The following is a 13,966-nucleotide window of genomic DNA, read 5'->3' on the forward strand; positions in this document are numbered from 1 at the left end:
GCGCCAGCGGAAGAATGGGTCCCAGCTTTCGCTGGGATGACATCTGTGGGTTGGTGACATCGCGGCCTCTACGAGGCCTTCAGTCCTTGTACGCCCCGCCGGTGTCGTCGGTGCCGAACATGTCGGTGCGGGCGATAGTCCTGTAGGTGTTGTCGTCGGCCTGCAGGTGCAGGGCGGAGAGGATCTTGCCGAGCATGTTCTGCTCGGCCTTGCCGCTATGCTGCCGGCTCAGCTCCACAAGGTAGGCGGAGGTGGCATCGAGCCGGCTCGCCATCAGCCAGGCGAGGCGGAAGGTCATCGCCTGGTCCTGCTCGAGGTACTTGCGGGCATCCATGATGACGCGGACGGTGGCGTTGCCGTCGGCCCGCACCGTCGCGCTGTTGGGCGTACCGAGCACCACCGACATCTCACCGACCACCGAGTTCGGCGACGAGATGCTGGCGATGGTAACGCCGTCGCGTTCGACCAGCAGTTGTCCGCTTTCGAGCACAAATAGATCACCGCCCTCACGGCCCTGCGCGATCAGTATTTCGCCCGGCGCCAATGCGCGCGTCGGCTGGGCTGCGGCCAGTTCGAGCAGGCTCTCCATTATCGGCTCCGTTGATTGTCAGCGCAGCCTATTCGGTGAAATGCAACCGGGATAGGGTTCCGCCGTTGATTTTCCTGCGTCGTTCCGGATTGGAGGAAGTACTTTAGTCCAATGGCTTCCCCGTTCCTCGATCGCGACCTCTACGTCCGCCCCATCGACGCCTATATCGATCCCCCGGTGCCCCGGGCCCGGGCGATCGTTACCCATGGCCATGCCGATCACGCCCGCTCGGGGCATGGGGCGGTGCTGGCGACGCCCGACACTATCGCCATCATGAAAGCCCGCTATGGCGAAGACTCGGCTGGCCAGTTCCAGCCACTCGAGTTCGATACGCCGTTGCAGGTCGACGACGTCACCATCACGCTGAAGCCGGCCGGCCACATCCTCGGCTCGGCGCAGGTGCTGATGGAGCACCAGGGCCAGCGCATCGTCGTCACCGGCGACTATAAGCGGCTGCCGGATCGGACGGCGCAGCCGTTCGAGCTGGCCGAGTGCGACCTGCTGGTCACCGAGGCGACGTTCGGCCTGCCGGTGTTCCAGCACCCCGATCCGCTGGATGAGATCGGCCGGCTGCTGCGCTCTGCCGCTGCCTTTCCGGATCGAGCTCATGTCATCGGCTGCTACGCGCTGGGCAAGGCGCAGCGGGTCATCGCGCTGCTGCGCGACGCCGGCTGCGACGCGCCAATCTACCTGCACGGGGCGATGATCCGGCTCTGCGAACTCTACATCGCCCGCGGTATCCCGCTCGGCGAACTGAAGCCGACGCTCGGCACCAGTAAGGCCGAGCTCGCCGGGCAGATCGTCATCGCGCCGCCCTCCGCCATCAAGGATCGCTGGAGCCGGCGATTGCCCGATCCGGTGCTGGCCGTCGCCTCGGGCTGGATGAGCGTCAAGCAACGGGCCCGGCAATCCGGGGTCGAGCTGCCGCTGGTGATCTCCGACCATGCCGACTGGAACGAGCTGCGCCAGACCATTGCCGAAACCAAAGCCGGCAAGGTCTGGGTCACGCATGGGCGCGAGGATGCGCTGGTCTATCATTGCCGGCAGCAGGGGCTCGAGGCCGAGCCGCTCAACATCCAGGCGTTCGAGGAGGGCGAAGAGGGCGAACCGGACGCGCAGGGAGAGCTCGAAGAGTGAGGCGCTTTGCTCAACTGATGGAGCTTCTGGCGCTCACCCCGTCGCGCAACCGCAAGCTCGAGGCGCTGACCCAGTATTTTGCCGAGACGCCGGACCCAGACCGCGGTTTCGCGCTTGCCATCCTCACCGGCGCGCTGAGCTTCAAGAACGTCAAACCGGCGATCCTGCGCGATGTCGTGCTCGCCGAGGTCGACCCGCATCTGTTCGCGCTCAGCTACGATTATGTCGGCGATCTCGGCGAAACCATCGCGCTGATCTGGCCGCATCATGGCGGGACCGAGCCGCTGCCCTCGCTCTCGGACCTGGTCGAACTGTTCAATATGACCAGCAAGTCCGAACTGCCGCGGCTGATCGGTTCGCTGCTTACCCGCGCTTCCATCAACGAGCGCTGGGCGCTGGTGAAGTTCGCCACCGGCGCGCTGCGCATTGGCGTCAATGCACGGTTGGCCAAGACCGCATTGGCCGAGATGAGCGGCAAGGACCTGCAGGAGATCGAGGAGGTGTGGAACGGCCTCACCGTGCCCTACACCGACCTGTTCGACTGGCTGAGCGGCAAGGCCGAGCGGCCCGATATCGATCACACGGCGCGCTTCCACCCGCTGATGCTTTCAAACCCGATCGATGAGGGCAAGGATCTCGAAAAGCTCGATCCGGCCGACTTCGTCGCCGAGTGGAAATGGGACGGGATCCGGGTGCAGCTGATTGCGTCGAAGGGCAGGGTGTCGCTGTTCTCGCGTACCGGCGACGATATCGCCGCCGCCTTCCCCGACGTGACCGAGAGCGTCTTCGGCGACGCCGTGCTCGATGGGGAGCTGCTGGTCGGCCCGGGTTTCGAGCCGCTGCCGTTCAACGACCTGCAGCAGCGGCTCAATCGCAAGGTGGCGACGGCCAAGCACCTCGCCGATTACCCGGGTTTCATCCGGGTCTACGACATGCTGTTCGACGGCAACGAGGATATTCGGGCGCTGCCCTGGACCGAGCGGCGCCAGCACCTCGAGACGTGGTTCGAGACGTACCCGCAGACCCGCCTCGACCTCTCGCCGGTGCTCACTTATCGCGACTGGGACGACCTCGCCGAGATCCGTCGCCGTGGCGCGGCGGAACAGGGGCATGAAGGGGTCATGGTGAAGCTGAGAAGCGCGCCCTACCTGCCGGGCCGGCCCAAGGGTTTTTGGTACAAGTGGAAGCGCGACCCGAACGTGGTCGACGCCATCCTGATGTACGCACAGCGCGGCCACGGCAAGCGCTCGTCATTCTATTCGGACTACACGTTCGGCGTTTGGAAGGGCAACGAGATCGTGCCGATCGGCAAAGCCTATTTCGGCTTTACCGACGAGGAGCTGAAACAGCTCGACAAGTGGGTGCGCAACAACACCGTCGCGAGCTTCGGACCGGTGCGCGAGGTGTCGAAGGAGCTGGTGTTCGAGGTGGCGTTCGACAGCGCGCAGCAATCGGGCCGGCACAAATCCGGCATCGCGCTTCGCTTCCCCCGCATCAACCGGATAAGGTGGGACAAACCGGCCAGCGAGGCCGCAACGCTCGACGAAATGCAGATTTTCTTGACCGCCAGCTGAGGCCGGACATGTCGCTCGCCGCCATCGAAAGAAAGATCATCGCGCTCGAAGGCGAAATGCTCGCCGCCGTTACCCGCGAGGATTTCGAGAAGGCGGCGCGGCTGCGCGACGAGATCGCGGCGCTCAAAGGCGGCGCGGTGCGCCAGCCGCCACCGGGCGAAATGGGCTTGGGCACGCAAGTCCCGGTGGTCGAGCCACCCAAAGGCTGGAAGCGGCCGAAGAAGCCGGACCTGATGACCAATGTGAAGCCACGGAAGCGGTAGCTTCTTCACCTCTCCCTTGGGGGCTTACGTGCGCGGTGGTCGAGCCGACGCGCTGCGATCACCGCACCCACGATGTCATCCCAGCGAAAGGTGGGACCCATCTATCCGCTGGCACAGGTGGCGAGTTGGGTCCCAGCTTTCGCCGGGATGACAGCCGGTGGGTAGGCAAGGATCAAGTCCACCAGCTTCGCCGGTGCAACTCAATCCTCTAACAACCTAAGCCCCGACCCGCTCCCCTGCCAGCTTGCGGATCTCCCTGAGTTCGCCGATCGTCGTCTCGAGATCGGCCTTCTGCCGCTCGAGCAGATGCAGCCGCTCGTCCACCTTGGCGACCAGGAGCTTGGTCTGGGCGGTCTGCGATTGCGCGTCGTAAAGGCTCAGATAGTCCGAGATGTCGCGCAGCGAGAATCCCAGCCGCTTGCCGCGCAGGATCAGGATCAGCCGGGCGCGGTCGCGGCGGCGGAACACACGGGTGCCGCCGACCCGTTCGGGGTTGAGCAGACCCTTGGCCTCGTAGAAGCGGATGGCGCGGGTCGAGATGCCGAACTCCTGGCTGAGGTCGGCGATGGCGAACAGATCGCGGTTTTCGGATTCAGGCCGGTTCATGCTTGTTCTTGCGCTGGGCGTATTCCTCGCGCAGCTCCTTCTTGCTCAGCTTGCCGATCAGCGTCTTGGGCAGCTGGTCCTTGAAGATGATTTCCTTGGGCATCTCGATCTTGTTGAGCGTTTCGGCAAGGAATTTCTTGAGTTCGGCTTCGGTGGCCTGCTGGTCCGGCTTCAGCTTGACGAAGGCGACCGGTGCTTCGCCGCGATACTCGTCGGGCACGCCGATGACGTTGACCTCGTCCACCGCCGGGTGGTGCAGCATCGCTTCTTCGATAGTGCGCGGATAGACGTTGAAGCCGGAGCAGATGATCAGGTCCTTGATACGGTCGACGAGGAAGACGTAGCCATCGCTGTCGACATAGCCGACGTCGCCGGTGCGCAGCCACCCGTCCATGAAGGCATCTTTGGTCGCCTCGGGGTTGTTGTAATAGCCGAGCATCACCTGCGGGCCCTTCACCTGCAGCTCGCCGCGCTCACCCAGCGGCACCGTCTCGCCGGTTTCGATGTTGACGAAACGGATGTCGGTGCCGGGCAGCGGCTGACCGATCGACAGGGGCTTGGACGGCACGCGGAGCGCCGCGCAGCACACCACCGGCGAGGCTTCGGTCAGCCCGTAACCTTCGGCGAGCAGGGAGTTCGACACCTTGCTCCAGTTGTGGCGCACTTCGTCCGACAGCGGCGCGCCGCCCGAAACGGTCACCTCGACCGAGACCAAGTGCGGCTTGGCCTTGTCGCCGGCTTTGGAGAGCGCCTGCACCAGCGTCGGCACGGCCACCAGAATGTTGGCGCCGGTGCGGCTCATCAGGTCGAGAAAGGCCTTGAGCTCGAAGCGTGGCAGCATCACCACCTGGCCACCCGCCGCCAGCGGCGTGTTGAGGCAGGCGGTCATCGAGAAGATGTGGAAGAACGGCAGCACCGCGACGGTGCGCGATGGCGCCCTGAACAAGCCCAGCGCCCAATGGTCGATCTGGCTGAGATTGGCCGCAATGCTGGCATGGCTCAGCATGGCGCCCTTGGGCAGCCCGGTGGTGCCACCGGTATATTGCTGTACCGCCACGTCCTTTGCCGCATCGATCGGCACCGGCGACGGGCTCAGCTTGCGGTCGATGAGCTTGTCGAAATGCACCACCTTGGCGGCGATCCGGCTCTTGTCCGGCTTGCTCATGTCCCTGGCCTTGGCGAGGCTGTAGAGCAGCTTCTTCACGCCCGGCAGGGCATCGGGGAAATGGCAGACGATGAGTTTTTTGACGTGGCCGGCGTCGACCAGCTCCTCGGCCTTGTCGAACAAGAGCTTCAGGTCGAGCGTTACCATCAGTTCGGCGCCGGAATTGCCGACGATGTGGCTCAGTTCCTTGACCGTATAGAGCGGGTTGCAGTTGACCACGATGCCGCCGATCCGCAGCACGGCGTAATAGGCGATGACGTAGAACGGCGTGTTGGGCAAGAGCAGCGCGACGCGGGTGCCCTTCTTGACCCCCAGTTCGCTCTGCAGCGCGCCGGCAAAAGCGTTGATCAGCCGAGCGAGCTCGCCGAAGCGGGTTTTCTTGCCGAGGAAATCCAGCGCATCGGCATCCGGGGTGCGGGCGCAGGTGGCGAGAATCGTCTCGTGCACCGGGGTGGTGTCAATCGGCACATCCCAGGAAATGCCCGGGGGATAGTGCTCGGTCCACGGGCGCGTGGCGCCCGCCGTGGTGTTGGCCATCTTCTTCCTCCTCAGGCTTTTGGCGCCCGTTATTGGGAAATATCCCACCAATTGACGTTAGCGTCAAACCAACGACGTAGCTCGGTGAGCAATCCAGTTGAGGCGGGCAGGGAAACGTGATGGCTGTTGCGCCATACAGCTAAGGTCCATCGGTTGACGTATACGTCAACCGTTGCTATTTTATGGTGATGGCGCCTGCCCGGGCGGTACAATCGGCAACAAGAATCGGACCGGGTGCGTTGTTGAGCGGGGGCTCATCTCGCTTATCGACGATGCGCCACGACTTAGAGCACTTCCCGAAGTGCTCCAGGTGTTTGACTTTTCACGCTTTCGAACCGGAAAAGTCTGCAACTTTTCCTGAAAGCGCTTAGGTCGAGGAGAGACGTGCATGGTCTGGGCTCTGCTGATCCTGTCGATTGCCCTTTTCGCGGTGCTGGCAATGCGCCGTGCGCCGCTTTGGCAATGGGCGGTGGCGACGCTGCTGATCGGGGCGCTGACCCGCATCTCGACCGATAATGGTCTCTGGTTGATGACGGACGTGCTGGGCTGGGTCTTCGCCCTGCTGCCGGCGGCGATCCTCGGTCTGTTGTCCCTCGTGCCCATCCGCAAGGCGGTGCTCTCCGGCCCGGCCTACGGCCTCGTCAAATCCATCCTGCCGCGCGTCAGCCGTACCGAGCAGGAGGCACTCGATGCCGGCACCGTCGGCTGGGACGCCGAGCTGTTCTCGGGCCGGCCGGACTGGAGCAAGCTGCTCGGGGTGCGAAAGCCCACCCTATCGACCGAAGAACAAGCCTTCCTCGATGGGCCGTGCGAAAAAGTCTGCGCCATGATCGACGACTGGGACACGCGCAACAACCGCGCCGACATGTCCCCGGCGGTCTGGACCTATCTCAAGGAACAGGGCTTTCTCGGCATGCTGATCGGCCGCGAGCATGGCGGCCTCGGCTTTTCGGCGCAGGCGCAGAGCCAGGTGGTCAGTAAGATCGCCTCGCGCTCGATCGCCGCAGGGATCACCGTGATGGTGCCCAACTCGCTGGGGCCGGGCGAACTGCTCGAGAAATACGGCACCGAGGAACAGAAGAAGAAATACCTCACCCGCCTCGCGAAGGGGCAGGAAGTGCCGTGCTTCGCGCTCACCGGCCCGCATGCGGGCTCCGACGCGGCGGGCATGCGCGATGTCGGCGTCGTCTGCTACGACATGTATGAGGGCAAAAAAGCACTCGGGGTGAAGCTCAGCTGGGACAAGCGCTACATCACGTTGGCGCCGGTCGCGACGCTGCTCGGCCTCGCCTTTCATCTCCATGACCCCGACCACCTGCTCGGTGAAGTCGACAATATCGGCATCACGCTGGCGCTGGTCCCCGCCAAGCACAAAGGCGTCAAGATCGGCCGCCGGCATTATCCGGCACGCTCCGCTTTCATGAACGGCCCGACCCAGGGCCGCAACGTCTTCATCCCGATGGATTTCCTGATCGGCGGTACAGAACATGCCGGGCAGGGCTGGCGCATGCTGATGGAGTGCCTCGCCACCGGCCGCGCCATCTCGCTGCCGGCCATCGGCACCGTCTCGATCAAGCACGCGCTGCGCGTCACCTCGGCCTATGCCCGGATCCGCCGGCAGTTCGGCATCCCGGTGGGCCTGATGGAGGGCGTCGCCGAGCCGCTGAGCCGCATGGTGCGCTTCGCCTATACCTACGAGGCCTCACGCGGCCTCACCGCCTCGATGGTCGATGAGGGGCAGCGCCCGTCGGTGCTGTCGGCGCTGCTCAAGTACCGCACCACTGAAGCGATGCGGCTTGCCTTCAACGACGCCATGGACATCCATGGCGGCCGCGCCGTGCAGGACGGCCCGACCAACTACCTGTTCTCGGGCTATATGACGACGCCGGTGGCGATCACCGTCGAAGGCGCCAATATCCTGACGCGCACGCTGATCACCTTCGCCCAGGGGGCGCTCCGGGCCCACCCATACCTCTATGCCGAAATCTCGGCGGCGCAGAACAAGGACAGGAAGGCCGGCATTGCCGCCTTCGACACCGCCTTCGCCGGCCATGTCAGCTTCATGCTGCGCAACATGGTGGGCAGCTTCCTCCATGCCGTCAGCTTCGGCGCCTTCGCCTCGACCCCGGTCGATCACGAGATGGCGCGCTGGTACAAGCAGCTCAGCCGCTACAGCCAGAGCTTTGCGCTCTGCGGCGATTGGACCGTGGCGTTTCTCGGCGGTGACCTGAAGCGCAAGCAGCGCCTCTCGGGCCGCATGGCCGATATCCTCTCCGACCTATACCTGCTCTCCTCGGTGCTCCGCCGCTACGAGGATGACGGGCGGCTCGCCGAAGATCGGCCGGTGGTCGAGGCGGTCGCTCGCGACCTCTGCTATTCGCTGGAGCAGAGCTTTGCCGCGGTGTTCGCCAACTTCCCGAACTTCGCGCTCAGGAACCTGATGCGGGTTCTGGTGTTCCCCCTCGGTCGCCACGCCAAGCCCGCCTCGGATCGCGAGACCTATCGGCTGGCGCGCTCGGTGATGGCGCCCGGCGCTTTCCGCGACCGGCTGACCAAAGGAACCTATGTCTCGATGGACCCCAAGGACCCGACCGGCGTCCTTGAAGACGCGCTGCTCAAGGTCACCGGCGCCGCCGAGATCGAAACCAAGTTCGTGCGGGCGATCAAAAAGGGCGTGGTCGAGCGCCGGCTCGATCGCGACGCGATCAGCGATGCGGTGGAGGCGGGTGTCCTGACCGAAGCCGAGGCCGCAACGCTCAGGCTCGCCGACCAGGCGACCGACCGGGTGATCAAGGTCGACGATTTCGATTTCGATGAACTCGGCTCCAAGCAGTTGCGCCGCGAGCCGGCCGCCATCGACGCCGCCGCCGAGTAGAGACCCCGAGCGTTTCGGGAAAAGTCGCAGACTTTTCCGGTTCGAAAGCGCTCTAGAGAACGAGGAGCCGGAAATGGCCCATCCGCAAATGCCGTCAAGTCGTGCCTGGAGCTTCGAGCTCGATTTCGAGGGCATCGGCTGGCTCACCATCAACACGCCGGACTCGCCGGTGAACATGCTGAGCCGGGAGGCCTTGGCAGAGTTGGTCCCCATCGTCTCGGCGATCGAAGAGTTGGTGAACAGTGGCGAGCTGAAGGGCGTGGTGCTGTTATCCGGCAAGGACTCCGGCTTCATCGCCGGCGCAGACGTCACCGAGTTCGACGACATGTCCGATCCGGGCGTCCTTAACGCGGCGCTGGTGCGCACGCATGCCCTGTTCGACCGCATCGAAGCCCTGAAAGTACCGGTGGTCGCCGGCATCCACGGCTTCTGCCTCGGCGGCGGGCTCGAGCTGGCGCTGGCCTGCCGCTACCGGATCGCTGTCAACGACGACAAGACGCGGATCGGCTTCCCCGAGGTCAATCTCGGCCTCTTCCCCGGCTTTGGCGGGGCCGGGCGCTCGATCCGGCAGGCCGGACCGGTCGATGCGATGCAGATCATGCTCACTGGCAAGCTGCTGCGCGCCGGGCAGGCCCGGCGCATGGGGCTGGTCGACAAGCTGGTCCGCCACCGCGACACGCTGCGCTGGGAAGCCCGCAAGGCGATACTGCAGAACAAAAAGAGCAGTGAGGCGCCGCTTGCCAAGCGGGCCGCCGCGTTCGGGCCGGTGCGCGGCTATATCGCCAACAAGATGCGCGAAGAGGCAAACAAGAAAGCCAACCCGGCGCATTTCCCGGCGCCCTATGCGCTGATCGACCTGTTCGAAGAGCACGGCAATGACTGGCGGGCCATGAAGCAGGGCGAGATCGCCCGTTTCGTGCCGCTGATGGATACGCCGACCTCGAAGAACCTCCGCCGGGTGTTCTTCCTCTCCGAGAGCCTGAAGAAGCAGGGTGTGCGCGGCAAGGACAAGCCGGTGTTCCGGCGGGTCCACGTGGTTGGCGCCGGCGTCATGGGCGGCGACATCGCCGCGTGGTGTGCGCTGCGCGGCATGGGCGTGACGCTGCAGGATCTCGACATGGAGCGCATCAAGCCGGCGCTCGAGCGGGCGAAGAAGCTGTTCAGCAAGCGGCTTCGTTCGAAGACCGAGATCGATAATGCTGTCGCCCGGCTCGAGGCCGATGTGACCGGCAAGGGTATCGCCCGGGCCGATGTGATCATCGAGGCGGTGGTCGAAAAGCTCGAGATCAAACACAAGGTGTTCATCGACGCCGAGCTCAAGGCCAGGCCCGGAGCGATCCTTGCCACCAACACATCCTCGATCGAGCTCGAACGCATCGCCGAAGGGCTGACCAATCCGAGCCGGTTGATCGGGCTGCATTTCTTCAACCCGGTGGCGCAGCTGCCGCTGGTCGAGGTGATCCGCTCGAGCTTCAACTCCGATGACGACATCGCCCGCGGCGCCAGCTTCGCGCTCGCCATCGGCAAATCGCCGGTGGTGGTGAAATCGGCGCGCGGCTTCCTCGTCAACCGGGTGCTGATGCCCTACATGCTCGCCGCCGTGCAGCGGGTCGAGGGTGGGGCCAGCAAGGAGCAGATCGACGCTGCGGCCGTGGCCTTCGGCATGCCGATGGGCCCGATCGAGCTGATGGACACAGTCGGGCTCGATGTCGGCAAGTTCGTCGCCGAGGAACTGGGCAGTCCGGTGTCTCCGGCCAGCGATTTCGCCCGGCTGGTCGCCGAGAACAAGCTGGGCCGCAAGACCGGGCAGGGGTTCTATACCTGGACCAACGGCAAGGCGGTGAAGGGCGAGGCGCCACCGCACCCGGACCTTGCCGGACTCGGGCGCGAGCTGGTGCAACCGCTGGTCGATGCCACCGAGATTGCCGTGGCCGAGGGCGTCGTCGCCTCGGCCGACCTCGCCGATATCGGCGTCATCTATGGGACCGGTTTTGCACCGTTCCTCGGAGGGCCGATGCAGGCCCGCAAGGACGGGAGAGCCTGAGATGGCCGAACTGCGTAAAGTCGCCATCGTGGGCTCGGCCCGCATTCCCTTCGCACGCGCCTATACCGGCTATGCCGAGGAGGGGAACCTCTCGATGCTCGGCGCGGCGCTGGGCGGGCTCGTCGACAAGTACAACTTGAAGGGCGAGGCGATCGGCGAAGTCATGGCTGGCGCCGTGCTGAGCCACAGCCGCGACTTCAACCTCGCCCGTGAGGCGAGCCTCGATGCGGGCCTCTCCCCCCGCACCCCCGGCACCAATGTGCAGATCGCCTGCGGCACCTCGCTGCAAGCAGCGCTCAGCCTCGGCGCCAAGATCGCCACGGGCGAGATCGACAGCGCCATCGCCGCCGGCTCCGACACGGTTTCGGATAGCCCGGTGGTGTTCGGCGACAAGTTCCAGCACCGAATGATCGAGCTCAGCCGGGCCCGCACCACCGGCGAGAAGTTCAAGGTGTTCAAAGGCTTCACCCTCGGCGAGCTGACGCCGATCGCGCCTTCGACGCAGGAGCCGCGTACCGGGTTGTCGATGGGCCAGCATTGCGAGCTGATGGCCCGGCAATGGGGGATCACCCGCGAGGAGCAGGATGCGCTGGCGCTCAAGAGCCATCAGAACGCCGCCCGCGCCTATGACGAGGGTTTCCACGATGACCTGATCGTGCCGTTCGCCGGCGTGCTGAAGGACAATAATGTCCGCGCCGATACCAGCCTCGAGAAGATGGCGACGATGAAGCCGGCCTTCGACAAGAGCTCGGGCAAGGGGACGCTCACCGCCGCCAACTCCACGCCGCTGACCGATGGCGCCGCTTCGGTGCTGCTGGCCAGCGAGGAGTGGGCCAAAGCGCGTGGCCTGCCGGTGCTCGCTTACCTCACGCTCGGCCAGGTGGCGGCCAACGATTTCGCCCACGGCGAGGGCCTGCTGATGGCGCCGACCATTGCCGCGTCGGAAATGCTGCGCCGCTCCAACCTGACGTTCGATGATATCGACCTGTTCGAAATCCATGAGGCGTTTGCCGCGCAGGTGCTGGCGACGCTCAAGGCCTGGCGCGACCCCGACTACAACCGGAACGTCCTTGGCCGCGAAACTCCGCTGGGCGAGATCGACCCGGAGAAGATCAACCAGAAGGGCTCGAGCCTCGCCTATGGCCACCCGTTCGCCGCCACCGGCGCCCGCATCCTCGGCCTCACCGCCAAGCTGCTCAACAGCACCGAAAAGCAGCGCGCCCTGATCTCGGTCTGCACGGCCGGCGGCATGGGCGTGACGGCGCTGGTCGAGCGCGCGGCATGAGAACTATCCACAGCCAAGTATAGTTTCCCACGGCTCGTGTAACACTTGACGCTTACGTCAATGTCCCGCTTGTCAGCGAAAACCTGATGCCATAGGGTCCGTACCCAATCCGGCGGTTCCGACCAGTCGGCACAAAAAGAGGCATGGCATGCTAATCGCCGTGCCCGTCAGGAAATGTCTTTCATGGAGATGGGACAAGAATGAAAATAACACAGGTCCTCAAAGCGGTGACGACCGCCGGCGCGTTGGCGCTGATGATGTCGAGCGCGGCATTGGCCGTGACGCTCAACCTGGGCAATGGCGGCGAGCCCGGCTCGCTCGACCCGCACAAGGTTTCGGGCGACTGGGAGAATCGTATCGTTTCCGAGTATCTCGAAGGCCTCGTGACCGAGGACGCCCAGGCCAAGGCAGTCGCCGGCCAGGCGGAATCGTGGACCATCTCCGACGATGGCCTCGTCTACACTTTCAAGATCCGCGGCGATGCCGTGTGGTCCGATGCCGTGCCGGTGACGGCGCAGAACTGGGTCGACGCCTTCCAGCGCCTGTTCGACCCCAAGACCGCGTCCGAGTACGCGTATCTGCAGTACCCGATCAAGAACTCGTCCAAGATCGCGGCCGGTGAGATCACCGATTTCAGCCAGCTCGGTGTGAAGGCCGTCGACGACAAGACCCTCGAGATCACGCTCGAAGCGGCGACGCCGTTCTTCCTCGACGCGCTCACGCACTACACTGCCTTCCCGATCCGCAAGGATATCATCGAGAAGTTCGGCGACCAGTGGACGCAGCCGGAGAACATCGTCGGCAACGGCCCCTACAAGATCGTCGAGTGGGTGCCGGGTTCGTACCTGCGTGGCGTCAAGTCCGACAGCTATTACGGCAAGGACACCCTGAAGATCGACGAGATCCGCTGGGACAACACCGAGGACCTGACCGCGGCGCTGAACCGCTATCGCGCCGGCGAGCTCGATATCCTCACCGACTTTCCCGCCGACCAGTACAAGTTCCTGCAGGACAACTACCCGGGCCAGGCCCATGTCGCGCCCTTCCTCGGCATCTACTACTACGTGCTGAACCAGGAAAAGCCGCCGCTGGACAACATCAACATCCGCAAGGCGCTGTCGATCTCGGTGCTGCGTGATGTGATCGGTCCGGACGTGCTGGGCACCGGCGAACTGCCGGCCTATGGCTGGGTCCCGCCGGGCACCGGCAACTACGAAGGCACCCCCTATGCGCCGGATTGGGCCGAGATGCCCTATGACCAGCGCGTCGAGGAAGCCAAGAAGCTGATGGCTGAGGCCGGTTACTCGCCGGAGAAGCCGCTGAAGCTGCAGCTGCGCTACAACACCAATGAGAACCACCAGCGCATCGCCGTGGCCATCTCCGACATGTGGAAGCAGATCGGCGTCGAAGTCGAACTGTTCAACGCCGAAACCGCCGTGCACTACGATGCGCTGCGCGCCGGTGACTACAATGTCGGCCGCGCCGGCTGGCTGCTCGACTATGATGATCCGTCCAACACCCTTGACCTGCTGAAGACCGGCACCAAGGGCAGCGACGGCACTATCAACTGGGGCAACAACTACGGCCGCTATTCGGACGCCAAGTTCGATGAGCTGATGACCGCAGCCTCCAGCGAGCTGGACCTGGTCAAGCGCGCCGGCCAGATGCACGAAGCCGAAAAGATCGCCATGGACGCCTTTGCGGCCATCCCGATCTACTGGTACGTGTCCAAGAACGTCGTCTCGCCCAAGGTTACGGGCTTCGAAGACAACGCCAAGGACATTCACCGTGTCCGCTGGATGACTAAGTCGGAATAACCGGCTCAACAGGGACCGCGGGGCTGACCCCCGCGGTCCCAGATTGCATTTTGCCGCCGGCTTACGGCGTTGCC

General features: G+C 64.5%; 10 protein-coding genes. 7 read left to right on the forward strand and 3 right to left on the reverse strand.

The annotated features are described in order from the left end of the window. Nucleotides 1-79: 79 nt before the first annotated feature. Complete coding sequence (locus ACSQ23_RS23345; protein ID WP_055882988.1) at nt 80-589, reverse strand: Crp/Fnr family transcriptional regulator; 510 nt, start codon at nt 587-589, stop codon at nt 80-82. A 111-nt stretch (nt 590-700) separates the two neighbouring features. Here ACSQ23_RS23345 and ACSQ23_RS23350 point away from each other — a divergent pair, with 111 nt between their 5' ends. From ACSQ23_RS23350 to ACSQ23_RS23360, 3 genes are read left to right on the forward strand one after another with little or no spacing between them, the layout of a single operon-like run. Continuing rightward, the gene (locus ACSQ23_RS23350) at nt 701-1,726 is read left to right on the forward strand and encodes a ligase-associated DNA damage response exonuclease (protein WP_055882990.1); all 1,026 of its coding nucleotides are present in this window, start codon (nt 701-703) and stop codon (nt 1,724-1,726) included. Further along, nucleotides 1,723-3,300, forward strand: coding sequence for a cisplatin damage response ATP-dependent DNA ligase (locus ACSQ23_RS23355; protein ID WP_055882991.1), 1,578 nt, complete (start codon nt 1,723-1,725; stop codon nt 3,298-3,300). The genes ACSQ23_RS23350 and ACSQ23_RS23355 overlap by 4 nt, the downstream gene beginning before the upstream one ends. Before the next feature lie 8 nt (nt 3,301-3,308). Continuing rightward, entirely contained in the window at nt 3,309-3,563 is a 255-nt protein-coding gene (locus ACSQ23_RS23360) for a UvrB/UvrC motif-containing protein (protein WP_082528304.1), read from the forward strand. A gap of 216 nt (nt 3,564-3,779) precedes the next feature. On the opposite strand, the gene ACSQ23_RS23365 is transcribed toward ACSQ23_RS23360, so the two are convergent. After that, complete coding sequence (locus ACSQ23_RS23365; RefSeq protein WP_055882993.1) at nt 3,780-4,169, reverse strand: MerR family transcriptional regulator; 390 nt, start codon at nt 4,167-4,169, stop codon at nt 3,780-3,782. Then, a complete protein-coding gene (locus ACSQ23_RS23370) occupies nt 4,156-5,871 on the reverse strand; it encodes a long-chain-fatty-acid--CoA ligase (protein WP_436092075.1) in 1,716 nt (571 codons plus the stop codon). The genes ACSQ23_RS23365 and ACSQ23_RS23370 overlap by 14 nt, the downstream gene beginning before the upstream one ends. A 388-nt stretch (nt 5,872-6,259) precedes the next feature. Here ACSQ23_RS23370 and ACSQ23_RS23375 point away from each other — a divergent pair, with 388 nt between their 5' ends. The 4 genes from ACSQ23_RS23375 to ACSQ23_RS23390 all read left to right on the forward strand — a co-directional run bounded on the left by ACSQ23_RS23375 (nt 6,260) and on the right by ACSQ23_RS23390 (nt 13,892). Then, complete coding sequence (locus ACSQ23_RS23375; RefSeq protein ID WP_436092076.1) at nt 6,260-8,746, forward strand: acyl-CoA dehydrogenase; 2,487 nt, start codon at nt 6,260-6,262, stop codon at nt 8,744-8,746. Between the two features lie 73 nt (nt 8,747-8,819). Then, nucleotides 8,820-10,790 carry a 3-hydroxyacyl-CoA dehydrogenase NAD-binding domain-containing protein gene (locus tag ACSQ23_RS23380; RefSeq protein WP_436092077.1) on the forward strand — a complete coding sequence of 657 codons (1,971 nt, stop codon included), beginning with the start codon at nt 8,820-8,822 and terminating at the stop codon, nt 10,788-10,790. Between the two features lies 1 nt (nt 10,791). Next, nucleotides 10,792-12,075: an acetyl-CoA C-acetyltransferase gene (locus ACSQ23_RS23385; protein ID WP_436092078.1), complete on the forward strand. Its 1,284-nt coding sequence runs from the start codon at nt 10,792-10,794 to the stop codon at nt 12,073-12,075. Nucleotides 12,076-12,281: 206 nt separating this feature from the next. Continuing rightward, nucleotides 12,282-13,892, forward strand: a complete 1,611-nt coding sequence (locus tag ACSQ23_RS23390) for a peptide ABC transporter substrate-binding protein (RefSeq protein WP_407065072.1) — start codon at nt 12,282-12,284, stop codon at nt 13,890-13,892. The last annotated feature ends 74 nt before the right edge of the window (nt 13,893-13,966 follow it).

Origin of the sequence: Devosia sp. LjRoot16, from assembly GCF_964252795.1 — a bacterium.
Lineage (GTDB): Bacteria > Pseudomonadota > Alphaproteobacteria > Rhizobiales > Devosiaceae > Devosia_A.

What these genes read in the sequence shown, in the direction of transcription:
- ACSQ23_RS23365 (WP_055882993.1), bottom strand. Translation starts at nt 4,169, where the DNA reads ATGAACCGGCCTGAATCCGAAAACCGCGATCTGTTCGCCATCGCCGAC.
- ACSQ23_RS23375 (WP_436092076.1), top strand. Translation starts at nt 6,260, where the DNA reads ATGGTCTGGGCTCTGCTGATCCTGTCGATTGCCCTTTTCGCGGTGCTG.
- ACSQ23_RS23345 (WP_055882988.1), bottom strand. Translation starts at nt 589, where the DNA reads ATGGAGAGCCTGCTCGAACTGGCCGCAGCCCAGCCGACGCGCGCATTG.
- ACSQ23_RS23350 (WP_055882990.1), top strand. Translation starts at nt 701, where the DNA reads ATGGCTTCCCCGTTCCTCGATCGCGACCTCTACGTCCGCCCCATCGAC.
- ACSQ23_RS23370 (WP_436092075.1), bottom strand. Translation starts at nt 5,871, where the DNA reads ATGGCCAACACCACGGCGGGCGCCACGCGCCCGTGGACCGAGCACTAT.
- ACSQ23_RS23380 (WP_436092077.1), top strand. Translation starts at nt 8,820, where the DNA reads ATGGCCCATCCGCAAATGCCGTCAAGTCGTGCCTGGAGCTTCGAGCTC.
- ACSQ23_RS23385 (WP_436092078.1), top strand. Translation starts at nt 10,792, where the DNA reads ATGGCCGAACTGCGTAAAGTCGCCATCGTGGGCTCGGCCCGCATTCCC.
- ACSQ23_RS23360 (WP_082528304.1), top strand. Translation starts at nt 3,309, where the DNA reads ATGTCGCTCGCCGCCATCGAAAGAAAGATCATCGCGCTCGAAGGCGAA.